Source organism: Pseudoalteromonas sp. S3776 (assembly GCF_005886915.1).
Classification (GTDB): domain Bacteria; phylum Pseudomonadota; class Gammaproteobacteria; order Enterobacterales; family Alteromonadaceae; genus Pseudoalteromonas.
Genome location: NZ_PNCU01000008.1, coordinates 32,288 through 57,915 on the forward strand (window position 1 = coordinate 32,288; position 25,628 = coordinate 57,915).

At 40.7% G+C, this 25,628-nt stretch carries 14 protein-coding genes; 4 read left to right on the forward strand and 10 right to left on the reverse strand.

Features of this window, described 5'->3' with window-relative positions; translation table 11 throughout:
* Positions 1-3: 3 nt before the first annotated feature.
* The 5 genes from CWC16_RS04795 to CWC16_RS04815 form a co-directional block, all read right to left on the reverse strand.
* Complete coding sequence (locus tag CWC16_RS04795; RefSeq protein WP_138540713.1) at positions 4-1,503, reverse strand: MFS transporter; 1,500 nt, start codon at positions 1,501-1,503, stop codon at positions 4-6.
* Positions 1,496-3,355, reverse strand: coding sequence for an alpha-amylase family glycosyl hydrolase (locus tag CWC16_RS04800; RefSeq protein ID WP_138540714.1), 1,860 nt, complete (start codon positions 3,353-3,355; stop codon positions 1,496-1,498). Before CWC16_RS04800 ends, CWC16_RS04795 begins: the two co-directional genes overlap by 8 nt.
* A gap of 86 nt (positions 3,356-3,441) precedes the next feature.
* Positions 3,442-5,298 carry a glycoside hydrolase family 13 protein gene (locus tag CWC16_RS04805; protein ID WP_138540715.1) on the reverse strand — a complete coding sequence of 619 codons (1,857 nt, stop codon included), beginning with the start codon at positions 5,296-5,298 and terminating at the stop codon, positions 3,442-3,444.
* Positions 5,298-6,791 (reverse strand): tryptophan halogenase family protein, encoded by a 1,494-nt coding sequence (locus CWC16_RS04810; protein WP_138540716.1) that lies wholly within the window; start codon positions 6,789-6,791, stop codon positions 5,298-5,300. Before CWC16_RS04810 ends, CWC16_RS04805 begins: the two co-directional genes overlap by 1 nt.
* Before the next feature lie 121 nt (positions 6,792-6,912).
* Complete coding sequence (locus CWC16_RS04815; RefSeq protein ID WP_138540717.1) at positions 6,913-9,699, reverse strand: TonB-dependent receptor; 2,787 nt, start codon at positions 9,697-9,699, stop codon at positions 6,913-6,915.
* A gap of 653 nt (positions 9,700-10,352) precedes the next feature.
* On the opposite strand from CWC16_RS04815, the gene CWC16_RS04820 reads away from it, so the two are divergent.
* Complete coding sequence (locus tag CWC16_RS04820) at positions 10,353-11,978, forward strand: alpha-glucosidase (RefSeq protein ID WP_138540718.1); 1,626 nt, start codon at positions 10,353-10,355, stop codon at positions 11,976-11,978.
* A gap of 121 nt (positions 11,979-12,099) precedes the next feature.
* On the opposite strand, the gene CWC16_RS04825 is transcribed toward CWC16_RS04820, so the two are convergent.
* Positions 12,100-12,651: a TIGR00645 family protein gene (locus CWC16_RS04825; RefSeq protein WP_138540719.1), complete on the reverse strand. Its 552-nt coding sequence runs from the start codon at positions 12,649-12,651 to the stop codon at positions 12,100-12,102.
* Positions 12,652-12,886: 235 nt separating this feature from the next.
* On the opposite strand from CWC16_RS04825, the gene CWC16_RS04830 reads away from it, so the two are divergent.
* Positions 12,887-13,129, forward strand: coding sequence for a hypothetical protein (locus CWC16_RS04830; RefSeq protein ID WP_138540720.1), 243 nt, complete (start codon positions 12,887-12,889; stop codon positions 13,127-13,129).
* 121 nt (positions 13,130-13,250) lie between these two features.
* Here CWC16_RS04830 and topA read toward each other — a convergent pair whose 3' ends face one another.
* Together topA and CWC16_RS04840 are read right to left on the reverse strand one after the other, a co-directional pair.
* Positions 13,251-15,950, reverse strand: coding sequence for a type I DNA topoisomerase (gene topA, locus CWC16_RS04835; RefSeq protein WP_138540721.1), 2,700 nt, complete (start codon positions 15,948-15,950; stop codon positions 13,251-13,253).
* A 249-nt stretch (positions 15,951-16,199) separates the two neighbouring features.
* Entirely contained in the window at positions 16,200-19,505 is a 3,306-nt protein-coding gene (locus CWC16_RS04840) for an Ig-like domain-containing protein (RefSeq protein ID WP_138540722.1), read from the reverse strand.
* 188 nt (positions 19,506-19,693) lie between these two features.
* Between CWC16_RS04840 and CWC16_RS04845 the strand changes: the two genes are divergently transcribed.
* Positions 19,694-21,025, forward strand: coding sequence for a dicarboxylate/amino acid:cation symporter (locus tag CWC16_RS04845; RefSeq protein WP_138540723.1), 1,332 nt, complete (start codon positions 19,694-19,696; stop codon positions 21,023-21,025).
* Positions 21,026-21,085: 60 nt separating this feature from the next.
* On the opposite strand, the gene sohB is transcribed toward CWC16_RS04845, so the two are convergent.
* Both sohB and CWC16_RS04855 read right to left on the reverse strand, forming a co-directional pair.
* Entirely contained in the window at positions 21,086-22,102 is a 1,017-nt protein-coding gene (gene sohB, locus CWC16_RS04850; RefSeq protein WP_138540724.1) for a protease SohB, read from the reverse strand.
* Positions 22,103-22,202: 100 nt separating this feature from the next.
* The gene (locus CWC16_RS04855) at positions 22,203-24,632 is read right to left on the reverse strand and encodes a VolA/Pla-1 family phospholipase (protein ID WP_138540725.1); all 2,430 of its coding nucleotides are present in this window, start codon (positions 24,630-24,632) and stop codon (positions 22,203-22,205) included.
* A gap of 227 nt (positions 24,633-24,859) precedes the next feature.
* Between CWC16_RS04855 and CWC16_RS04860 the strand changes: the two genes are divergently transcribed.
* Entirely contained in the window at positions 24,860-25,606 is a 747-nt protein-coding gene (locus CWC16_RS04860; protein WP_055015002.1) for a YciK family oxidoreductase, read from the forward strand.
* The last annotated feature ends 22 nt before the right edge of the window (positions 25,607-25,628 follow it).

Consider the following 25,628-nt stretch of genomic DNA (forward strand, 5'->3'; position numbering starts at 1 on the left):
TCCTTAATTTGAATTTTTAACGCGCATTACAGCAATGCCGGCAACAACAAACGAGGCTGCACCAATTAATAATGCGTAAATAGGTTGATTTGAAAATGCATGGCGTAAAATAAGCCCTAAAATACTGGCGGCAAGTAACTGAGGTATAACTATAAAAAAGTTAAAAATACCCATGTAAACGCCCATTTTGTTACTCGGTAGAGCATTACTTAACATGGCGTAAGGCAGCGATAAAATAGACGCCCACGCAAAGCCCACACCAATCATAGGAATAAGTAACATTTTAGGATCTTGAATAAACATAAAGCTTGCAAGGCCTAATGCGCCCAGCAATAAATTAAAACAATGCGCGCCTTTTAACCCCATTTTTTTAACTAAAAACGGAATACACATAGCGGCAATAGCGGCAAAACCATTGTACGCGGCAAATAAAATGCCTACCCAGTCTGCACCATCGTTAAATGCTTTAGAGGTTGCATCGCTACTACCATAATGAAAGCTTGTAACTGCCGCCGTGGTATAAATCCACATGGCAAATAAAGTAAACCAGCTAAAAAACTGCACCCAGGCAAGCTGTTTCATGGCCTCTGGCATAGTAAATACATCTTGTACTACTTGGTAAAAACCACCTTGCGTTTTATTGGCACTTTTAAGCGCTGCTGCAATCCACTGCACAATACCAAACGCAAGTAGGCCACCAGCAAGTAGGTAAAGCTCTTTTTCAAGGGATAGCCCCATTACTAATGCAAGGGTTGCTAAACCCAGCACCACAAAAATAATGGCCCCCTTATTAAAGTTAATATCAACCACGTTGCTTGTTGTAGGTTGAGCGCTTTGTTTTTCAAAAGCCGCTAATTGCTCCGGGCTGTATTCTTTAGTTCGTGCCACGGTCCAAAGCACGGCAACAAGTAACACCACCCCGCCCCAATAAAATGAGTATTTAACTGATTCAGGAATTTGCCCTGGTGCCGCGGTATTACTTACGTCAAACCAGTTGGTCATCATCCACGGTAACGCCGAGGCTAACACCGCACCAATACCAATAAAAAAGCTTTGTAAACCGTAACCTGTCGCACGTTGTTTTTCTGGTAGATTATCACCAACAAGCGCTCTAAATGGTTCCATGGTTACGTTGATTGACGCATCCATGATCCATAACATACCGGCGGCAATCCAAAGTGTTGGCGAGTGCGGCATAATAAACAACGAAAGCGTTGTGAGCACAGCCCCAACAAAAAAGAATGGACGGCGACGACCAAAGCGCCCCCACGTTTTATCGCTCCAGTAACCAATAATTGGCTGTACAATCAACCCGGTTAGCGGTGCTGCAACCCATAAAATGGGAATATCATCTACTTGTGCGCCTAATGTTTGAAATATACGGCTCACATTGCCGTTTTGTAGGGCAAAACCAAACTGTATGCCTAAAAAGCCAAAGCACATGTTCCATATCTGCCAAAAACTTAAATTTGGCTTATCGGTATTATTATTTTGATTATTCATTATTAGCCTTATTTATTAATACTGCGCTGCTAAATGCATCAAGTGTGAGGTTAAATGTAGCGCCTTGCGCATGAGCTTTAAGCTCGGTGGTATAATTTTCAAGTAAATCATTTAATAGCGTATTTTCACTCATTGCAGCTAATTGTGCCTTTGATACATTAACTGTAATTGTTTGTGGCTGCGCGCTAAAGTTACTCAGCACATACACACTTTGCTGACCTAAAGAGCGGGTAAAACCAACAACGCGCTCACTGCCTTCAAGCTTAAGAGGTGACATCTCTCCTCCCACTACAGCGGGTAATTTATTAAGTGACATAACCGCTTTGTAGTAATCACGAAGTGCGACTTGATCGGCGCTTAAATTAGCCCCATCAAATTTTCCGTTATTCATCCATGCTTGGTGCGCTGGTACGCCAATGTAATCAAAGATACTGGTACGTGTCGGCGTTCCAAATCCTGCGTTTTCAGAGCCATCCTCTCCCACGTCCTGACCAAAATATAAGAGGGTTGGCGAACGGCTGATCAAACTAGAGACAACTAAAGCAGGTTTACCCCACTGGGCATTACCGGCAAAGTCTGGGCTGGCGATACGTTGTTCGTCGTGATTTTCTAAAAAATGCAGCATGTGCTGCTCTATGTCGAGCACACTTTGATGCGCCTCAAAAATACTATTGGCGGGTTGTTTTAGTTGCATTATTGCTTTTAAGGTATCGTAAAAGCCGACCTTATCGTAAAGGTAATCCATTTTACCTTGTTGAATATACGCTCGGTACATTAACGGGTTATAGACTTCGGCCAATAAAAAGGCGTCGCTTTTTTGCATTTTTATTGATGAATTTAAAAAGCTCCAAAATTCAACCGGTACCATTTCGGCCATGTCGAACCTAAAGCCATCTACCCCTTTGTCTAGCCAAAAAAGCGCAATATCTCTAAATTTGTACCAGCTATCTGGTAGCTCTTTATCTTGCCAAAACGCATAATGGGCATGGTAATCCTTGTCTTTATAGTCGTTGGGCAGCTGAGCAAAATCGAAACTACCATCTGGCTTAACACCATAATTTACTTTTACTGTTTCGTACCAGTCGTTAATATCGGGTTTTGGTGCACGGGCACCGTTACCTGTCCATTTAGCAGGCGTTTCATCAAAAAAAACATCTGCAAGAGGGTGAGCCTTTCCACCTAGCACGGTGTAGGTTGTAGAGCTAGGTACTTGAAATGACTGACCCGGCACATAATAAAAGTTGTTATTTTTATCGTACGTTTTGCTGGTGTCGTCTTGCGCGCCAAAATCCTCTACGCCTTTAGGCTTTCCAAGTGATTGATAATTTCGGGCAACATGGTTAGGCACTATATCAATAATGACTTTCATACCGTGGCTATGTGTACGCTCTATAAGTGCAGTAAATTCATCCAAGCGGTTTGATACGTTAACGGCTAAATCGGGATTAACATCGTAGTAGTCTTTAATCGCGTACGGTGAACCCGCGCGGCCTTTTACTACATCAGGGTCATCTTGTGAAATACCGTAGTCGGTATAATCGCCAACTAGGGCGTGGTGTAACACACCAGTATACCAAACATGCGTGGTACCAAGTTCTTTAATGCCTTTAAGCGCTGCGTCGTTAAAGTCGACAAATTTACCTACACCGTTTTGCTCTTTTGTGCCCCAAGGCACATTGGCTGTTTCGGTATTACCAAACAACCGAGTAAATACTTGGTATACAACCGGCTTGGTAAGCTCATTTTGCGTGTGTGCAGGTGTTTGCTGTTGTTCAGGTTTGTTATTTTCTGAACACCCAGTTGCAACAAGTAAGCTGCACAGTACTGCGGATACATAAACGGATTTTTTCATTGCGTGTCTTTTGTCAGTATTGTTATTAACTTTATACTAAAGATTACTGCAGCAACCATACAGTTGCTGCATACGTATTCAGGTCACTATTGTGGCGTATTTATAACGAGTACCGTTGCGCTCATCGCTGGTAATTCAATGGTTTTGCCAAGCTTTTGTGTTTTTTGAGTAAATAAATTAAATGCTGTTGTGCTGTTAGGCATCACCTCTTGCATATACCCAATATTTTTTTGTAGCGTTTGAGTGTTTTTATTCATAAATACCAACACAGTTTGCTCGTCGCTAATACGCGCATAACTATACACACCTTGTTGAGGCGTAAAGTGCACTAATTTGCCTTTATCTAGCGCAGTGCTGCTTTTTCTAAAGTTAAGCAAGGTGCTAATGGTGTTATGCATCTCTTTTTGCTGCGAGGTAAGCCCTTTACCTGTAAATGCATTACTCGTTTGGCCTTTAAACCCACCCGGGAAGTCTATTCTAATATCACCATGGTCTTTACTCGGGGTGTTATCTAATAAAACCTCCGTACCGTAATACATTTGTGCAATACCGCGCGTAGTTAAAAATAGCGTCATGGCCATTTTAGTTTTTGCAACATCTTGTCCAAGCTCGGTATATACACGGCTCATATCGTGGTTATCGGCAAATACCATAATGTTATTGGTATCAGGGTATAAAAAGTCATTCGCTAACGATTCATATACTTTAACCCAGCCCGTGTTCCAGCCCTCATCTTCATTTAGCGCTTGAATTACCGACTCTTGCAGCGAAAAGTCCATCACGCTCGGTAAGCTTGATGTATAGCCATCTTGATTATGCTTACCACGTTGCCAGTAAGAGGCAATAGCAGGGTTAGACGTCCACTCTTCGCCAACAATATTAAAGTCTGGGTACTCTTGCATTATGGCTTTTGTCCAATCACTCAAAAATGCTTTATCTGAATATGAGTAGGTATCAACACGTATGCCGCTTAAATCGGCGTATTCTATCCACCAAATCGCATTTTGAATTAAGTATTCACTTAACAGTGGTTGGCGCTGATTTAAATCAGGCATGGTTTCTACAAACCAGCCATCGTTAAACTGGCGCTTGTCGTATTCACTGGCGTGTGGGTCTTGTATAGTTTGACGTGCATGGCTGGTGGCATTTTTGCCTTTATTAAACTCACCATTAAAGTTAATCCAATCTTTAGTGGGTTTATCTTTAACCCAAGTATGCTCAGAGCCAAAATGGTTAAGGACCATATCCATGACTAGGCCTATCCCCTGCTCTTTTGCTTTTACTGATAACGTTTTGTATAACTGGTTTGAGCCCATACGCGGGTCAACTTTATAAAAGTCTGTAATTGCATAACCATGATAAGAATAGTTAGGCATGTTGTTTTCAAGCACTGGGGTTAACCAAAGCTGTGTAACACCTAAATCGTTTAAATACGGTAGTGCGTTTATAACGCCCTGAATATCACCACCGTGGCGCCCCCCTTTTATGCTCGGGTTTGCTGCTTCTAACATGCTAGGGAGGGTATCGTTTTGTTTATCACCATTAGCAAAGCGATCCGGGTTAATCAAATAAAGCGTATCAGCTGATGTAAACCCTTGACGCTGTGCGCTGTTTTTATCTCGTTCAAGAAGTGGAAACTCAAAGTTATTGCTTGTTTCACTGCTATTAAATTCCAGCGTTCCGGCTTTAGCTTCGTCGGTAATGGTAATATTTAAAAATACATAATTTGGATTATCTGTACGGGTTATTTTATTTAACTTAACGCCGTTGTATTTAGCTAATTTAATTTGCTCGTTTGCAATGTTTTGCTCATGCACCATGATGGTTATGGTATTTTTGTTCATGCCAACCCACCAATTAGCGGGCTCAACGTCAAGTGCGTAGCTAATGGTTGGTAAAGTACAGGCACTTACAAGTAAAAGTTTATTTAAAAGTTGCATCATCAGGCCTTTTTAATTTTTGCTAAAAATTCTTTATGAGTAGGTAGCTGTTCTACTGTTGAAGTGATCAAAGTATTTAATGTGGAAAATAAATCGTTAAGTTGTTCACTACTGAGTGAGTCAACAATACTGTTGTAATCTTCAGGGATAAGTCCTTGGCCTATAAATACTTGTTGCCAAGCAACTTCGGCAAATAATTCGTCGTTCTCGCGCACGACTTTGCCAGTTTCCTTAAATAACTCGAGCTTGTGGGCCAATGAGTCAGGTATGTCCATTTGCTTGCATTGTCGCCAAAAAGCAGAATCGTCTCGCTCAGTTAGCTTATAATGCAAAATTATAAAATCACGAATGTGTTCTATTTCAATTACGCTTTGCCTATTAAATTCAGTAACTAACGCATCGCTAATCCCATTATGCGGAAACAACTTTATTAATCGGGTCACGGCGCTTTGTATTAAATGAATACTGGTTGACTCTAACGGCTCTAAAAAACCACTGGCAAGACCAACCGACACCACATTTTTGTGCCACTGTTTTAACCGCCGACCTGTTTTAAATTTTATAACACGTGGTGCTGTAATCGGTTCAGCTGGCAAATTATTTAATAATAACTGCGTTGCCGCATCGTCAGATAAATAACGGCTACAGTACACCAAGCCGTTACCGATTCTGCTTTGCAGAGGTATTTGCCACTGCCAGCCCGCGCTGTGTGCAATTGAACGCGTGTAAGGTTTTAGCTCGTCTGTACCTTTTGACTGCACCGCCACCGCGCTATCACACGGTAAATAATGAGACCAATCTACAAAGCCTGTGTTTAGTGTTTGCTCTATGAGTAAGGCGCGCTGGCCAGTAGCATCTATAAAAAGGTCACCGTTTATTTGCTGTGAGTTATCAAGGGTTAAAGATTTTATATTCCCTGATAGCGGACATTGTTCAACCTGCTCAATTTTGGCATCAACATGCTCAACACCACGTGCCACTGCGAGATTTTTTAAAAACTCAGCATATAAAGTGGCATCAAAGTGATAGGCATAACTCAAACCGGGTAATTGCGTATTAGGAATGGTATTTAAGGGTGCAAACTTATGTTTTTTTGCTGCTTGGTAATTTAATGAAAAATCCCATAGGCTGTTTTCAGAGCCTGAAATTTTTCCTTTTATCCAAAAATTGTAAAAATCGCAAAAGGGAAAGTCTTTTCCAAATGAGCCAAAAGCATGCATGTAGCTATGAGAGGTGTTTTTCCAATTTTCGAACTCAATTCCTAATTTTATAGATGCATGTGTAGTGTTTATAAAATCTTGCTCGTTTATACCCAGTGCGTTGTTAAGTTGAATAATAGGCGGAATGGTCGCTTCACCCACGCCTATCGTGCCAATAGTGCTTGATTCTATAAGCGTTATTTTAATCACTTTACCTAACACTTTATTAAGCAAGGCAGCTGTTATCCACCCTGCCGTACCCCCACCAGCGATTACGACGTGTTTTATTGGTTTCATAGTAGTGTCCACGTTTAGCCCCACAAAATGATTAGGTAATATTGCGGATTAATATTAGATAAAGTAGCTATAAAAAAGCCCTTGTAAAACAAATTACAAGGGCTCCTACACACAACCTTTATTATAGCTTGTAGCTAAAGCCTAACAAGTAAGTACGCCCGTAATCTTGGTAGTCACGAACTTGCAGCGCGTTATCGCCAGAAAGCGATGTAAACGGCTCTTCTGTTAAGTTTTGAACTTGGAACTGAATTGATAACCCTTCAAGGCTTTCAACACCAGCTTCAGAGAAGTCATAACCTGCTTGCACATCCCAAATAGTCTCACCCAGAATGTCCACTTGTTGAGTATCAAAACCTAACCCGTATACATCACCTTTAAAGGCACTACGTTTACGCATGCTGGTACGCAGTTGAATACCATTCATTTCATAGTAAACCGTTAAGCTTTGAATTTTGTCAGACAGACCCGGCAGTTCATACTCATTACCGTTTTGATCTTCAATATCAGACTCAATACCGGTATGGCTTGCAATTAAACCAAAACCTTCAAGTGACGGGTGGAATATTTTAAATGGAAGCGCAAGTGATAGCTCGTAACCGTATAAATCACCCCCACCGCCATTGACTTTACCGCTACCTGTGCCCTCAGATGTTGCAGGAATTTCGCCTGTTGATGGGTCAGCAACGCCAGACATATCAATTTCGTAAGTGCCGTCAAAAATCCACTGCGTTAAGTCTTTATAGAAAAACGCAGCAGAGAAGTAACCTTCATCACTAAAGTAGTTTTCGTACGTTAAATCGTAACCAGTTGCCTCTTTTGGCTCTAAGTTAGGATTACCACCCGATACAGACCAAAAGTTACCGTTTTCATCAGGTGTTGTATTGTATGATGCGTCGATAGAGGCATTCATTTCATCCAAACGGGCACGAGAGATTGTTTTAGCTGCACCAAAACGTACTGTTTGTTGCTCATCAATTGCAAGTGATAAGTTCAAGCTCGGTAAAACGTGAGAATAATCGTGGCTTATATTAGTAGGTGATGCCACAACAATACCATCTACAGTACTAAATGCATTACCTTGCGATGATTGGTCGGTATGAACGTAACGTACACCTATGTTACCCGTTAACGCTAAGCCGCGTACTTCGGCATTAATATTAGCCTGTGCAAATGCAGAGGTGATTTCTTCTTTAACTGTCCACGATTTAGTTAAATGACTCGTATTCGTTAAGCTTTCATCCAGTAAGTCGTAGTAGCCGTCATTAACAAGACCATTTACATCGTAGGCAATCATATCGCCCATGCCAATAAAGCCTAAGTCAACACTCCCCATACGATATTGCTCTGGTACAGTTAGCATGCCAGGATTATCAAGCGAAAAGTCAGATAACGTCATAAAGAAACCTTGCGAATCTTTTGTTTTTTCGCGTTCTTTATAAGACATACCAAACTCAATAGAACTGAAGTATTCGTTTTCTAATACTTTTGATGCCGCTAGCTTTAACGTAGATAGTTCATCTTCAATCGTTGGTGCATTAATGAAACCGTCTTGCGCTTGGTTTTCATACTCAGTACCCGTTAAACCATATTTATCGTTTAAAGCAGAGCTTGCACCCCACGATAAAGGACCGCCTAATTGAATAAGGCTGTAATCACTGTAATCTAAGTCATGAGTAAACGTAGCGCCAGTATTACCACCATTAAAGGTGTAACCTAGGTTATCTGCAATACCTCGAGAATCGCCGCGCCCTGTACCTGAGTAACTTTCAAGGCTCCATATTTTACGATCAACTTGCGAGTAACTTGCATCAAATTCTACTGACCATGAATCGTCAATATCGTATTTAGTATTAAAACCAAACGCGGTTAGCTCTGCTTCACGCTCTTCGTAGTCGTTGCGAACAACCACGCGCTGTCCATTAGTTACCGCACTGGTAATAAAGCCGCTTTCTGCATCTACAGATACACTTGCAGGGTCAATCGAACCTTGGCCCCATGCAAAAGGAACTTCAATACCACGTAAGATTTTTTCATCTGTAAAGTCAACATACAATGCATCAAACGTCATGTTTAGCTTGTCTGTTGGAGCCGCTTCTAGTACAAGCATGGCTGAATCACGCTCAAGTGTTGATGAACGCACAAATGGTTTTGCGCCACCTAAAATTGAGTACGTATTACCATCATCAGCAGTAAACTCTGGGTAACCCCACGAGTTCCAACGTTTTTCTTGGTTTGGTGAGCTCATGGTGTTTAGTGCAAATGCAACACCTATAGTGTCATCAGCAAACTGATCAATGTATGAAATAGTACCGCGGTAACCATCGTCGTTACCGTCTGGGTTTAGTTTATCAAAGCTGGTTTGCTCGTATTGGCCATTAACTTGGAATACACGCTCGCCTTTACTTAAAGGACGCACGGTTTGCATGTTAATAACACCGGCGATACCTTCGGCTTCGATACTTGCGTTAGGTGTTTTATATACTGTAACGCCACTCATGATTTCTGAAGGGTAAAGGTCAAACTCTACGCCGCGGTTATCGCCAATAGATACTTGCTCGCGGCCGTTAAACGTAGTACCACTTTCGTTTTCACCAAAACCACGAATTGATACTCTACTTGCACGACCATCTAGGCGCTGCGCTGTTAAACCAGGTAAGCGTGCAATAGACTCAGCAATTGATGAGTCAGGTAGTTTACCTATATCTTCTGCAGAAATAGATTCTACAACCTGTGTAGAAAAGCGTTTGGTGTTGATAGATTCAACAACACTGCCACGGAATCCTTTTACTTCGATAACCTCAACGTCATCATTTTTAACTGTATCTTCTTGCGCTGCTACAGAGACAAAGCTTGCTAATCCGGCAGTTGCCATTGCCAACGTTAATATACTTGGTTTGAACATAGACATGATGTTTTCCCGTTACCCATATTGTGATACCCGCTTCTTTATTTGAGTGATAGTCAAACAGGCGAGCTAATTTTGTTGTCAGCATCAATATTAACGCTCGAATTATTTTATTAACAACTTTATGCATACGTATTCAAAACTATGCAACGCGTTAAAAATTAACACTTAATTCACAATAAAACCTCTAACCCACTGATTCTAATGTTATTATTTTGGTGCAATATGATTGTTAATGAATTTTATAAAAATACATTTGTTCGCACTGTAAATTACTCACAATACAGGGTGCGAATAGCGTTAAATAAAGCATTTTTTAATATTTACATAAGTTATTTTCATAATTTCCGTTTTGTGAAATTGGTAAGACCATTCACCGCCTTCACCAATACCGTGCAAGCCTTTTAAAATAAGCACCAAAATAGACCCGCACTGTTTTATTTATAATTAAAAAGAATGATTGGTAAAGTTAGTAATAAAAACACAGCACCTTTAATACACCTTCTTAAAAGTACTTTTAACTAAGTAAATTAACTGCATACGTATGCAGGCTTTTTACAGTGTAGCCCCCTTCACGTATGCTTTTTGAAAGTTTAGCGATTGTTTCAATCGAACTAATAACAATATAAATACTGTGTGGAACGACGGAGAAAAGCATGGCCCAACAGCAGTGGTATAAAGGTGCGGTTATTTATCAGGTTTACCCGCGAAGCTTTCAAGACAGCAATAACGATGGTATTGGTGATCTTAAAGGGATAATTAATCGCATTGATTACATTAAAAGCTTAGGCGTTGACGCTATTTGGATTTCTCCTTTTTTTAAATCCCCAATGAAAGATTTTGGCTATGATATTAGCGATTATCGCGACATAGACCCGATTTTTGGTGACTTAAACGACTTTGACGAATTAATAGATCAAGCACACAAACGCGACATCAAAATTATTATTGACCAAGTGTTAAGCCATACTTCAGACCAACATCAGTGGTTTTTAGACAGCCGCGAAAACCAAAACAATGATAAAGCAGACTGGTATGTATGGGCGGATGCTAAAGACGATGGTACAGCACCTAATAACTGGCTTTCTATTTTTGGTGGCGGTGCATGGCAATGGGAGCCTCGTCGTGGTCAATACTATTTACATAACTTTTTAACCGAACAGCCAGATTTAAACTTTCATAACCCTAATGTAAGAAAAGCTGTGTTAGAAAACGTAGAGTTTTGGCTTAAAAAAGGTGTGGACGGTTTTAGGTTAGACGCTATTAACTTTTGCTACCACGATGCACAATTACGTGACAATCCAGCAAAGCCTAAAGATAAACGCCAAGGCCGTGGCTTTAGTGAAGATAACCCGTATGCGTTTCAGTACCACTATTATAATAACACCCAGCCTGAAAACATTGAGTTTATGCAAGACATACGTGCATTACTTAATAAGTACCCAGGCACTGTGTCACTGGGTGAAATCTCATCAGAAGATTCATTAGCAACAATGGCAGAGTATACTCAAGGCGGTGATAAGCTGCACATGGGCTACAGTTTTGAGCTATTAACTGATGACTACTCAAGCGAATACATTAGAGAAACCGTACAAACACTTGAGCAACGTATGCTTGAGGGTTGGCCGTGTTGGGCGTTTAGCAATCACGATGTAGAGCGAGTAGCGAGCCGCTGGAGCCAAAATGGTGAAATTAACCCAGCACAATGCAAAATGTTGACTGCTTTATTAGCGTCGTTGCGTGGTAGCGTATGCATGTACCAAGGTGAAGAGCTTGGCTTAGGTGAAGCTTCTGTTGCATTTGAAGACCTACAAGACCCTTACGGCATTACGTTTTGGCCAAACTTTAAAGGCCGTGATGGCTGCAGAACGCCAATGCCATGGGATGGCAATGGCTCAGAACATGCAGGTTTTAGTAATACCAAACCTTGGTTACCGGTAGATAACGCACACACTCAACGTGCTGTATCTGTTCAAGATAAAGATGCAGACTCTATACTTAATGCCTACCGTGAGTTTATGGCATGGCGTAAACAGCACGCTGTGTTATTGGAGGGCGACATTGAGTTTGTTGATACTGCTGAGCCTGTACTCGCTTTTTACAGAACATTAAATGAGCAAACTATGCTGTGTGTGTTTAATTTAGCACAAACCAATCAAGCATTTGAGCTGACTAAAACAGTGACTGAAGCGCATGACTCATTATCTCATTGTAATGCCACACTAGATGGTAATACGTTAAACATGAGCGGCTTTGCGTGCTATTTCGCTTTTGTAAATTAATAAAGCTCTAGCAGATAGTTGAAAGCCCGATTTATCGGGCTTTTTTGTGCGCCTAACACTTGTGGACGCTTTAGTAGGTATAAAACTAAATAGCTGCTAGCGCATTATTAAACTAACTTTTTTAATGTGATTGTGTTTTGCTATTTAAATAATCAGTGAGTGCAAATAATACACCAGAGCTCACAAAGGTAACATGGATAATGACCTTCCAAAATAGCTCATCACTTGAGTGAATATTTGAATTAATAAATACCTTTAAAAGCTCAACCGCAGATATGGCAACAATTGCACTAATTAACTTCATTTTTAAGCCAGAAAAACCAACTTTTCCCATCCACGATGGCCTATCTTCATGGTCATCAATATTAAGCTTTGAAACAAAGTTCTCATAACCACTAAAAATAATAATAAGTAATAAACCAGCCAGTAAAGCGGTATCAACGAGGGTAAGTATACCCACTAATAACTCTTGGTTTGTTGCACTAAAAGTGGCAATACCCATTAAATAAAGTTGCTTAAAAAACTTTATTAATAGCAATATAACAGCAAATAGTAAGCCTACAAAAAACGGGGCTAATAACCAGCGACCTTTAAATATAAGCGACTCTAAGCCCTGCTCTACTTTGTGTATTTTGCGAGGCGTATTAGTTGGTTTTACTTGATGTTCTGACATTAACGTATCTTTTTATAAAAAAGCGACCTTAGCTTATAATTTATTTAAGCACAATTACTTATACAATTATTTAAGCGTAATCTACTCATCTTGACGATAAAAATTTTTCGTTATCTTTTATTTTAATTTCGTTTAAAAATCACTATACCAACAGAATTGTTCTGCATTGGGCACTGTTTAAATACCACTTTAAAATGTATTTAAATCGTCAAACTATTTATTTAGGAATCAACAAATGAATAAAGCATTGCTAGCGTTAATAGTTGCGCCACTTTTTTCTGTTTCTGCAACAGTTGCCATCGCAGACGATGCACCTGCTGCTTCTGCACAAACAATTAAAGAATACACAGATATGTGTGTAAACTGGGCTAAAGATGACGATGTAGCGAATGAAGACCTTTTAGGTTACGTACTTCAATGTGTAAATGATGAACTGCAGTCTGAAGGTTATAAAAAAGTATCATCTGTAAAAATTTAAATTATGAGTATATATGTGGCTAACAAAGCCATTGCGAAGCATATGAACTTATAAAAAAACCGGAACGACACAGGCTGTGCGTTCCGGTTTTTTACTGGCTAAAAAACAAGTAACGGGTTAGTTACTCTTCTTCTTTTTTAGCTTTTGTCTTTTCTGCAGGCGCTTTTTTAGTAGCAGCCTTCTTTTTAGGTGCTGCTTTTTTCTTCGCTTCTTCTACCCATTTACCCGCTTCGTAGTGTGCGGTCCAGCCTGTGGCTTTTCCGTCGACTTCAGTCATCACGTATTGCGCTTTATTTTTACGGCTATAACGTACTACCGCTAAATTACCATCAGGATCTTTTTCTGGTGCATCAGCTAAATAATAAAACTTAGGTGAAATACGGTCTCTAAAACGCTTTAGCTCGGCCACTTTAGGCGCGCGCGTCTCGCGTGATTTAGGAAAAGTATTAGCCGCTAAGAAAATACCCGCAGCCCCGTCACGTAAAACAAAATAAGCTTCTGACTTTTCACATTCAAGTTCAGGTATGTGAACAGGGTCCTCTTTTGGTGGCGCAGCTTCGCCGTTTTTAAGTAACTTACGCGTATTTTTACACTCTTCGTTGTTACAACCAAAATACTTACCAAAACGGCCCGATTTAAGCTCCATGTCTGAGCCACATTTATCACATTCGATAATAGGCCCATCGTACCCTTTAATTTTAAAGGTACCTTGTTCAACAATATACCCTTCACAAGCGGGGTTATTACCACAAACATGTAATTTACGAGTTTCGTCTATTAGATAAGAGTCCATAGCCGTTTCACAGATTGGGCAGCGTTTCATTTGCATTAATGTTTCTGTTTCAATGTCCTCAACATCAGCAGCAACCGCTTCATCTCCTGAAACTAAGTTCATTGTGGTTGTACAGCGCTCTTTAGGCGGTAAGTTATAACCTGTACACCCTAAAAATACACCTGTAGATGCTGTGCGAATACCCATTTTTCTAGCACATGTAGGACAATCAATGTCGGTTTCGACCATTTGATTCAAGCGCATACCGCCCTGATCTGGCTCATCTTTGGCTATATTTAATTGCGTAGAAAAATCAGCATAAAACTTATCAAGCACCTGGGTCCATACACGCTCGCCTTCGGCGATGTCATCTAAACGCCCTTCCATTTTTGCAGTAAAGTCAAAGTTCATTAAATCAGTGAAGTTTTCTACTAAACGGTCGGTAACTATTTCACCCATTTTTTCGGCAAAAAAGCGACGGTTTTCTACTCTTACATAACCACGGTCTTGAATTGTCGAAATAATTGATGCGTACGTAGATGGACGACCAATACCACGTTTTTCTAGCTCTTTTACTAAACTTGCTTCACTAAAGCGTGCTGGCGGTTTAGTAAAGTGCTGTTTAGGATCAAGCTCAATTAAGCTCAGTACTTCGCCTTCTTTAACAGCAGGAAGAGACTGATCTTCTTCATTCTTTTTACGCACTGCTGGTTGTACTTTAGTCCAACCATCAAAGCGTAATACTCGACCTTTAGCTTTAAGTTGGAAGTCGCTAGCGGCCACAGTAAGCGTTGTAAGGTCATATTCTGCAGGTACCATTTGGCACGCTACAAATTGACGCCATATTAGCTCGTAAAGCTTTTTAGCGTCGGCATCGACACCTTCAACATGGCCCGAAAGCACAGTCACGCTTGAAGGACGAATCGCTTCGTGCGCTTCTTGCGCGTTACCTTTAGAGCTATAGCTGATTGGATCTTTTGGTAAATACTTGGCACCAAACTCTTGGGTTACATAATCACGACACATTTCAACCGCATCTTTAGACAGATTAGTTGAGTCAGTACGCATATACGTGATGTAACCACCTTCGTATAAACGCTGTGCAAGCATCATGGTCTTTTTAACGCCATACCCTAAACGGGTGCTAGCAGCTTGTTGCATGGTCGAAGTGATAAAAGGTGCGCTTGGGCGGCTTTTACTTGGTTTTTCTTCAACATTTATTACTTTATATTCTGCGCTCTCAAGCGTTTTGACTGCGGCTGTAGCCTGAGCCTCATTAACTGGCTTAAATGGCTTGTCTGCTTGTTTAGTGACTTCTAAGCGTAATTGTGACTCGCTGTTTTTAACATCGGCGTGTATATCCCAAAATTCTTCTGGAATAAACGCTTTAATTTCACGCTCGCGCTCTACTAATAAACGAACCGCAACAGATTGTACACGCCCTGCTGAAAGACCACGTGCTACTTTTGCCCATAATAACGGCGATACCATAAAACCCACTACACGGTCTAAAAAACGACGTGTTTGTTGGGCATATACCATGTCGGTATTTAGCTCACCAGGAGTTTCAAACGCTTGCTGAATCGCATTTTTTGTAATTTCGTTAAATACAACACGTTTGTATTTTTCAGGCTCACCACCAATAATTTCTTGAAGGTGCCAAGCAATTGCTTCCCCTTCTCTATCCAAATCCGTTGCGAGATAGACTTGGTCTGCATTTTCGGCCAGCTTTTTTAACTCTTGAACTACTTTTTCTTTACCTGGCAAAATTTCGTAATGTGGCTCCCACCCTTTTTCAGGATCAATCCCCATACGTGCAACTAAGTTTCTGTAATCTCGTTGCTGTTTATACGCTGCTTTTTCTTCAGGCTCCATTTTACGAACTTCAGCTGGCGTTTTAGTCGCCGGTACTTTAGCTTTACTCGAACCTGATGTAGGTAAATCACGCACATGTCCAATACTGGACTTTACGATGAAGTCTTTACCTAAGTATTTATTAATTGTTTTAGCCTTAGCAGGTGACTCTACAATTACTAGCGATTTGCCCATAGTTGCCTATTTCTAACCAAATATTTAAATGTGTTTTGCCGACATAAACGGCGCGAATATTTATAGGTATATCTACAAACACCTATTGTTACAAGCTTTTAATACAAACTTTTCAGTATTTACTGAATAAACAAACAATTTTTGTAGTTAAATTATACAAACCAGTGTTTTTCAAATAATTGCTGTGGAATATATAGAACACAAATAAAAAAGCCAACCTTAAGGTTGGCATTTTTTACATTACCGCGTTTATAAATCGTCGGTTACGGTTACAGAAAGTGTACTTTCTAAACCAGAAGGCGCTTCGGCAGTAACAGTTAAAATACCGCTAAACTGCTCGTTACCCCCATCTAAATCTTCTCGCGTAATACCAAAAGATAAACCAACAGGAACAATACTCGTGGTATTTGGGTAAGTATAGTTATCGGTGCCTGTTAAAATACCATTGTCTGTATCAATAGAAATAGTAGTTTCAGCTGGCATTGGGTTATTGTATATGTCTGCTATAAATACCGTAAGTCCTAAACTCGCTGTGCCAGATGCAGTTTGGGTTAAATCAATTGCATCAACCTGACACATTAACGCGCTAGTAGGGTCGTTTTGTACACGGCGTACAAGTGGGCTTGCAGGGTCACTGTTTACACGCACCTCTGAAGCGGTTGCCCCTGCAATAGCAGAACAATCATCAGCGTATGTAACTAGTCTAAAGAATGCAGTATCTCCTGACATTACGATTTCTTGGTTTTGAAAAACGTTAACCATTTGACGGCTACAAATACCGGCAAGTTCGTCTTCTTCGCGACACAGCAAACCGTTATACAAACCATTTTCTGTAGTCCAGGTCCCATTTCCATCAAAATCAACAAACTCTTCAAACTCATCGCCCGTTGAATTATCACGTGAACATGGGTCTGTACCATCGTTACAGTCTTTGCCACCATAAGTGCCATCTTCATTATTATCGATAAAGGCTTCTGGAATATCGAATAAATCATCAAAGAAATCTTCACTGTCAAAGTAGCCGTTTCCATTTAAATCAGAGAACGTTTCTTCACCAATAGCATAAGCATGCACAGTAGCACGTCCACCTAGCGGTAAATCAACTGTTAAGTCATTATTTAAAATACCTAATGGGCAAGGTAAGCCGCCATCACACTTTTGAGCAATGGTATTTTCATACATCGAATCAGTAAACGGGCGTGGGTTGCTACTGGTCCACGTGACGCTACACACACCATTCGTGGTTGTACAGCTTGGCTCTATAACGCCCCCTTCTGTTATAAAGGTAACAGCTGTTCCATCTGGTACAGGGTTGTTAAAATGATCAGCAAGACGCGCGTTAACCGACACTGTATTACCATCAACATTTAATGCGTGAGGGTTAAAAATAGAACGCGAAAGCGAAAAGCTATTTTGGTCGGCAATACCTGTACTTACTACAAGTATGTCTGAAGGTGCTGTTACGATAACCGTATCGCCATCAACCTCTTCTTCGCTAGATGCAATAACGCGTACAGGTGTAGCAATTGAACCAGATTGAACAGAAGTCGTTACTTCACCGCTAGCATTAGTAATTGCACTAGCAGTACCTAATGTTATACCACCTACTGCTGTAGACAACTCAAAGTTCACAGTTCTAGACGCTAAATCGTTACCATTTGAATCAACAAGTTTAAATGTTACTTCAGAAATTTCAGTTCTGTCAGCGCCACCGGTTCCTTTTAATGCGATAACTGGTTCAGTAACTTCTACAAATTGTAAAAAGCCAATATTAGCAGGCGATACATTAATAGTCGTACTGGCCGAAACCGTATCACCGCCTGTAATTACAGTCGCTGTAATTATATCGCCACCTACACACGTAAGCGGACGGTATGTAGAGCGCGCAAAGCCGCCAATGCTGGTTACTGTCTCGTCTATAAGGGCTTGGCCAGAGCCAACACAACCAGATGAAAACTCAACAGTAAGTGGTGTCGTGTATAGCTCACCATCTTTTGAAATTTCAATTGAAATAAGTGCTGTTGCACCTGCAGCTAATAGCTCGTCCTCTGCAAGCGAACTGCTAATGGCAATTTCAACATCTACAGCAGCAATTTGAAATGCTTTAGTTAAAGCACTATCAAGAACAGATACGGTAATTTCACCAGCACCTACATCTTGTCCTGGCACTATATCTAAAAGTGCAATACCGTTTGCATCAGTAATGGCTGTGCCCGTTGAAGGTGTAATTGAGCCAATTGTTGTGCTTGCTGTTACCAAAGTTTGTGAAAGTGGTGTTGTCGAATTTTCATTTGTTACTTGTACGTAAAGAATCGCGGTTGAATCACCAGAAATACTCGTCACAGTGTCACATTGGCTTGCATCTCTTTGTGATTTAAAGTCTGCAGGACAATTTTGTAAAATAGAAAAGCTAATATCGGCAGTACTTTGGTCTGGATTTACAGCATCCCCTTTTGTATAAAAACCCAGAGTTTGTTCAACGCCTTCGTACTGCGCTGTTATAACACCTGCCCCTTCAACAGTTCCCGACGTTAAATTAATTGATGCAACGCCGCTGCCATTTGTGAGTGCAGTACCAATACTTGGAATTAAGTTTCCTAATGTTGATGAGAAGTTTACAACCGCCCCTTCAACTTCAACGCCATCGCCGTCTAATATAGTTGCTTTAACTACCGCACTGTCAGCTGCGCTGATTGTACTAATTTCTGATAAAGTCGTTGAAGAGGTAAGGCTCAAACCGATAGAAAAGTCTAGTGACTCACCTTGAATGGGTGCATCGCCTTCGGTCGTAAACGTGTAACCGTCCGAGCTAAAAACTGTATTTTCATTATCGGTGTAAGTTGCGACAATTGAGCCAGCCCCCGCTTCAGTCCCCGCAAGTAAGCTAATTGTTGCAATGCCCTGTTCGTTCGTTAAAGCTGTTCCATTAGTAGGGTTTATACTACCTAAACCAGTAAGCACAAACTCAATTAATTCGTAAGCAGCTGGTTCATTATCAATTAATAGCTCAACTTGTGCAGTAGCAGGGTTTAAATAATCAACACTTCGCGTTACATCTCCAGATGAATCAACAAGTGAGACGCTCAATTGTGGATCTGTTGATTGAGCACCATCCGATTCAAATGCAAACGTGTCAGTATAACTTACACCATCTAGCGTATAGGTTGCGGTGACTTCACCAGCTCCTGCATTTTCACCAGCGGTAAGTTTTATTGACGCTATACCGTTTGACTGGGTCAAGGCTGTGCCTGTGATAGGGTTTAGTTCACCTATAGAGTCTGCAAGGGTAAAAGTAATACGCTCACCTGAAACTGCATCGCCATCTGCATCCTCTAAAGTTGCTCTAAGTTCTAAAGGAGCAGTGGCTGTGACAGTGTTTGACTCAGTGTCACTAGATTGGGTGTAACCCTTTAAAGTTACCGTATAAGTGGATGTTTCTGTTGTAGAATCGTCATCATCTCCGATGGTGCCGTCTTTTTCGATTGTTCCACCACCACCACAAGCGCAAAGCAAAATGCTAAATAGTGTAATGCTGAGTAGTCGCGTTAAAGGCATTGACCTCTCCCTAGCGTTGTTATTATTTACTAATAGTCGTTTACCTAATATTAACCTATAACTTAGTCTAATATCACAGTTTTTTATCACTTTTTTGTGTAAAAAATTCTGCAAAGGTTATTTTTTTCTGTAGTAAATATTTCCTTGCTGGTAGTCTATGGCAAATTTGAAAAAATAGATTAGGGAATATGTCTAAAATACGTTCAATGAGTTTAACTACCCGTATCATGATAGGTATGGCACTGGGTATTGCAGTAGGCTTTTTATTTCAGGCTATATTAGCTGGTGAAGACGATTATCTAATTCCTCTTGGGTTATTCTCTTTGCCAATTAAAGCTTTTTTTGTAGATGGCCTTTTCCATGTTGGCGGACAAATTTTTATTGCCAGTTTAAAAATGCTGGTTGTGCCGCTCGTATTCGTATCACTCGTGTGCGGTACGTGTAGCCTGAGCGATCCTAAAAAATTAGGGCGTTTAGGTGGTAAATCTATTGGCTTATATTTAGTAACAACCGCGGTGGCTATTACTGTCGCTATTTCGCTGGCGTTGTTATTTAACCCTGGCCAAGGTATTGCACTGCCATCAGATGCAAGCTTTAATGCCAAAGAAGCCCCTACACTGGCGCGCGTTATTATCGATATGTTCCCGACTAACCCATTTGAAGCAATGGCAAAAGGCAACATGCTACAAGTTATTGTGTTTGCGCTATTATTTGGTGTTTCAATGGCCCTAAGCGGTAAAGCTGGTAAACGTGTAGCCGCCGTATTTGAAGATTTAAACACGGTTATTTTAAAACTTGTCACGTTACTGATGAACATTGCGCCTTACGGCGTATTCTTTTTAATGGCTAAACTTTTCACGACTATCGAAATGGGCTTAATACTCAGCTTAGCTAAGTACTTCCTTGTGGTAGTGGCTGCGTTATTAATTCACGCATTCATTAATTACAGCGTCATTCTAAAAGTACTAACCGGCCTCAACCCACTTACTTTCTTAGCTAAAATGAAGCATGCGTGTTTATTTGGCTTTAGTACTTCAAGTTCAAGCGCGACGATGCCTATAACACTTGAAACTGCAACCAAAAAACTCGGTGCTAATAACTCAGTAGCATCTTTTACAATCCCGCTTGGCGCAACCATTAACATGGATGGCACAGCTATTATGCAAGGCGTAGCAACAGTATTTATTGCACAAGTGTTTGCTGTTGATTTAACGATTTCTGACTATTTAATGGTTATTTTAACCGCAACGCTTGCCTCGGTGGGCACCGCAGGTGTACCTGGTGTAGGTTTGATTATGCTTGCAATGGTACTTAACCAAGTGGGTTTACCAGTAGAAGGGATAGCAATTATTATTGGTGTTGACAGACTCCTCGATATGACGCGTACAGCCGTTAACATAACGGGTGACTGTATGGTAACGTGTGTGGTTGCTAAATCAGAAGGTCAACTAGATGAAACAATATTTAACGACCCGAACGCAGCTAAAGACCTAGAAGATTATCACAAATCTACGGAGTAGTATTTTAGCTAAAAAAAACCCTTGCATAGCAAGGGTTTTTTATTACCGTTTAATAACGGTTTATGGATTCATTGCTTTAAACCGAGACATTAAATTAACGCCTGCTCTATTTATAGAACTACTCAGCCCTATCGCTAACTTATCACTTAATCCTTTCTTGATTTTGTATTTTACTTTGTATATTTGACGCTCAGATTGTTGCTCTAATAATGCATCATCACTAGTTTTAATTACATCCACTAAGCCTTTTTCAATTGCTTGTGTTGCAAACCAATGCTCACCTGTTGCCACGTTATCAATATTGAGTGATGGGCGTTGGCTACTTACAAACTCTTTAAATAGACCGTGCGTTTGCTCTATCTCATCACGAAATTTTTCACGGGCTTTATCTGTGTTTTCGCCGAACAAAGTTAACGTGCGTTTAAATTCGCCTGCTGTAATTTGCTCAAACTCTACATCGTTTTTCTTTAAAATTTTATTAAAGTTAGGTATCTGTGCAATTACACCAATAGAGCCAACAATCGCAAAAGGAGCGGCTAATATTTCATCGGCTACACAGGCCATCATGTAACCGCCACTCGCTGCAACTTTATCAATAGAGACCGTAAGGTTAATACCTGCTGTTTTAAAGCGCTGTAATTGCGATGCAGCTAAACCATAGCCGTGCACCACACCGCCCCCGCTCTCTAAGCGAACTAATACTTTATCTTTTTTGGGGTCAGCAATAGCAATAATTGCGGTCACTTCTTCGCGTAGGCTTTCAACTTCATGAGCGTCCATACTACCTATAAAATCAATAACATATAGGCGTGGCTTCGGCTCATCACTTGCCGCTTTTTTAGATTCGGCTTTTTGCGCTTTATGATGCGCTTTTAGCTCTTTTTTAGTTAACGTATTTTCTAAAAAACTGTGTTTTAAGTCATCTAACTGCTCAGATAAATCGTCTATTTCTATTGCCCCTTTTTTAGTTTTAGGCTTCACTGCTGAGCCAACAATAAGCGTTAAAATAATTGCAATGGCAATAACAAAGGTAACCGTTTTTGCAAAAAACAAACCGTATTCGTATAAAAATTCCAACTGGTCTCTCCATTTATAAATTTAAGCTAATTTATCATGCTTTATAACAAAAAAAAGCCACTAAACAGTGGCTTTTAAAGGTTAATAAGGTATTTGCTGATTAATCGGTCACCACCTCAGGGTTACTGACTAATAACATACGCCCGCGTGCGGCTAAATAAGTCGCTACTTGCAGCTGCATTTCAGCATTTGCGGCTGCACTGCCTTCAGCAGTTGCCGCTTGGGCTTCATCTTGCGCTGGTGTTAAAATTGAACCATGGTGACCTTTTGTAAATTTCACCAAGTAGCTACCCGGCGTTTCACTGAGTGCTTGTGAAGTGCTTACTGTTTCTAGCCCCATAAAGTTTGCTAATGGAATCGTTCCTGAAATTGGGTTATTTGTTGCCGCTGGCGGAATAACCTGATCAGGTTTGTTATCTGCGCCATCGCCTACAACAACATTAGTGTACACAGGTGTACCTAATGCATTTACCGCTGCTGCGTAATTTGTTGGGTCACCACTATCAAGTGCGGTTTGCGCAGCAAAAGTAAATTCAGTCATTACCGCTTGAATGTTAGCAAGTTTTGTAGTTTCCCCAGCCGTAGTAAGTGAGGTTACATACGCTTGGTAGCCACACGTTAAAAACGCTTCCATATCAGGTAATAATGTACCACAGTTTGAAATAGCATCCGCTTGTAAAAATTCGTTAAACTCTTGAGATTCTGCTGTACCTGCTTGCGATAACACAGAGCCTTGAATAAATGGCCCAAACGCAGCCGACTCAAGTAAAAAGCTTGCTATACCGCCGCCGCCACTTGCAAGTGCTACAGTGTTTACCTTAAATAACGGGTCAACTGTGTCTGCAAGTGGGCTATTAGCTTGCGCTATAAATGCAGGTGCAACAATAGAGCCTAAAGAATGTCCTACATAGGTTACATCTTGCGCATTAATTGTTTCATCATTAATAAAGTTTAAACCTAAGCGTAAGCCTAATAAATCGGCAGATGATTGACGTAAGCTATCACGAGCAACTAATAATGAATTTAAGTTCATGTAACTAAGTACTGAACCCGTTGTGGCATTAAAGTCATCTGTGCCATCAGCATCCACGTCTACACCGCGCTCACCATGGCGAGGATGGTCAATCGCAGCGGTAGCAAAACCTTGAATTGAAAGTTGCGCTGTCAATGCCAACATGCTTTCTTTATCTGTTGTTATACCGTGTTGCATGATCACAACAGGCCAACCTGTTTCAGGCATTTCAATAGGGTCAAGGCCCTGTGAATCACGAATAAAATTAATAACCGGCAAAATTGGTTTAGTTATTTGCACTGGCACATTCGCCATACTTTGTACTTTTGGTATTGAGTTGTACTTAGTTAAATGGCGCGTAGAGTCTAAACCTAAATCACGTAATTGCCCGTTGCTCAAAGCCGCACAAAGTGCGTCGTTTTCGCTAATTGGGTCTGCAGGGAATGCTTCGCCCGCTGCCGCTTTGTAACCTAAAATAGCCACCGCGTTGTCACACATACCTTGCCAATATGTATCGTTTAAATCGCTTATTTCAGTACCGGTGGGTGTGCCTAAGTACATAGGTAACATTACGCTACCTTTTAAATATTGAACACCAGAAAACGCATCAGATACGCTCACACCCGCACTGGCAAATACTTGCTGTACATTAACCATAGCTTGTTCAGGTACACTTACCATTGGAGTTGGTAATGCGTCATTTTGTAAGCTAGCCGCAAGTAGGTTTTTAATTGTACCTAACACTGGGCCTGCTGACTGAATGGTCATTGCTGCAGAAAATATAATGTCATCTTTAGTGATGTCACCCGAGCTCACCACTACATTTTCATAGCTATTTACTGCGGTTTGAAGACCTAGCTGTGCATCTGTAATTAATGGGGCTTCTTCACTGACTAAAGCATAAGTAGAAGACGGTTGAATAGAGCGCCCTTGAGAATCTTTCAAACCTGTGGTTAATACATTTATGTATGAACTACCCGGTGTGAATGGCTTTAAGGGTACAATAGCCACAGCGTCGCCAGAGGCTTGAGTAATAAAGTCTACGCCATAGGTTAATTCGCCAACCAGTTTACACGCTGTACCAGCTGCAACCGTTGCACAGTCTGGATCGGTTAAGCTTGCGCCCATCACCACTTCAAAAATTCTTACTGTACCGGGCGATGCTGCAGAGGTTTCATCAAGCGATACGCCAGTAGGAAAAGTTAAATCAATTTTGTAAGGTACCTGTGATGACCAGCCATCCAGCGCGCCTAGGGCTAGCTGTGGGTCTGCATAAGCAGTACGAGGTACTGAAACATTATCGTCATCTAATTCCCCAGGAATATTAATTGTGCCATCTTGTGTGCCGCTCATTAATAAATCGTTAGGAACAGATAGAACCCCATTAGCAGGGTCAAAAGTCACCGTGGCATTTGGAATTACGGTTGCAGTGTCGTTTTTAACATCTTCTAATGTTTCTCCGCCGCCACAACCTGCCAAAGCAGCTGTAACCGAGAGTGAGAGTAGCATTTTTTTCATATTTTTAGCTCCGCACATATCTTTATTTTTATAGTGTGTTCGTTCAAAGTAAGTGTGTTTAATCAGTGTAGTAAAGTTAAAACAATGTAATCAGTTTATTAATGAGACATTAGACCAGTTAAACTTAACGTAAAGTTTATAATTCCGCCACCTAAATTTTCAATAAATTCGATTACTTGACGATTTGCTATGTTAAAATCAAAAAAATTTTATATATTGGTATTTATATGCAAACTTATCAAGCAACTCCAAATGCACTTCAAAATAAAGTAATTTTAATTACAGGTGCCGGCGATGGTATTGGCCGTGTAGCAGCAATTACCTACGCAAAGTATGGCGCAACAGTTATTTTACTTGGTAAAACAACAAATAAACTCGAATGCGTTTACGATGAGATTGTTAATGCTGGTTACCCTCAGCCTGCTATTGTGCCAATGGACTTAAAAGGCGCGACAAAACAAAACTACCGTGATTTAGCAGCCACAATTGAAAGCCAATTTGGTAAATTAGATGGCTTACTCAATAATGCGGGTATTTTAGGATCGCTTGGACCACTTGAGCACTTTTGCTCTTCTACGTTTGAAAACATCATGAAAGTGAATGTGACAGCGCAAGCTATGATCACTAAAGCACTATTCCCTGTACTGCGTAAATCAGACAATGCTTCTATCGTTTTCACCTCATCAAGCGTAGGCCGTAAAGGCCGTGAATTTTGGGGCCCTTATGCAATCTCTAAGTTTGCAGTGGAAGGTATGATGCAAACGTGGGCCTGTGAAGTAGGCAAAACGAATATCCGCGTCAATTGTATCAACCCTGGCGCTACACGTACTTCTATGCGTGCTGCAGCCTATCCAGGGGAAGATCGCGATAAACTTGCAACCCCAGAAGATTTAATGCCAACGTATCTATATTTAATGAGTGATGACTCGAGTGATGTAAACGGTGAATCTCTCGATGCACAACCAAAAAGGTAAGATGCATTTTTAATTCTAAAAA

Coding starts and splice junctions, on each gene's coding strand:
- CWC16_RS04855 (WP_138540725.1), bottom strand. CDS start 24,632: ATGAAAAAAATGCTACTCTCACTCTCGGTTACAGCTGCTTTGGCAGGT.
- topA (WP_138540721.1), bottom strand. CDS start 15,950: ATGGGCAAATCGCTAGTAATTGTAGAGTCACCTGCTAAGGCTAAAACA.
- CWC16_RS04810 (WP_138540716.1), bottom strand. CDS start 6,791: ATGAAACCAATAAAACACGTCGTAATCGCTGGTGGGGGTACGGCAGGG.
- CWC16_RS04845 (WP_138540723.1), top strand. CDS start 19,694: ATGTCTAAAATACGTTCAATGAGTTTAACTACCCGTATCATGATAGGT.
- CWC16_RS04800 (WP_138540714.1), bottom strand. CDS start 3,355: ATGAAAAAATCCGTTTATGTATCCGCAGTACTGTGCAGCTTACTTGTT.
- CWC16_RS04830 (WP_138540720.1), top strand. CDS start 12,887: ATGAATAAAGCATTGCTAGCGTTAATAGTTGCGCCACTTTTTTCTGTT.
- CWC16_RS04815 (WP_138540717.1), bottom strand. CDS start 9,699: ATGTCTATGTTCAAACCAAGTATATTAACGTTGGCAATGGCAACTGCC.
- CWC16_RS04840 (WP_138540722.1), bottom strand. CDS start 19,505: ATGCCTTTAACGCGACTACTCAGCATTACACTATTTAGCATTTTGCTT.
- CWC16_RS04795 (WP_138540713.1), bottom strand. CDS start 1,503: ATGAATAATCAAAATAATAATACCGATAAGCCAAATTTAAGTTTTTGG.
- CWC16_RS04820 (WP_138540718.1), top strand. CDS start 10,353: ATGGCCCAACAGCAGTGGTATAAAGGTGCGGTTATTTATCAGGTTTAC.
- CWC16_RS04860 (WP_055015002.1), top strand. CDS start 24,860: ATGCAAACTTATCAAGCAACTCCAAATGCACTTCAAAATAAAGTAATT.
- CWC16_RS04825 (WP_138540719.1), bottom strand. CDS start 12,651: ATGTCAGAACATCAAGTAAAACCAACTAATACGCCTCGCAAAATACAC.
- CWC16_RS04805 (WP_138540715.1), bottom strand. CDS start 5,298: ATGATGCAACTTTTAAATAAACTTTTACTTGTAAGTGCCTGTACTTTA.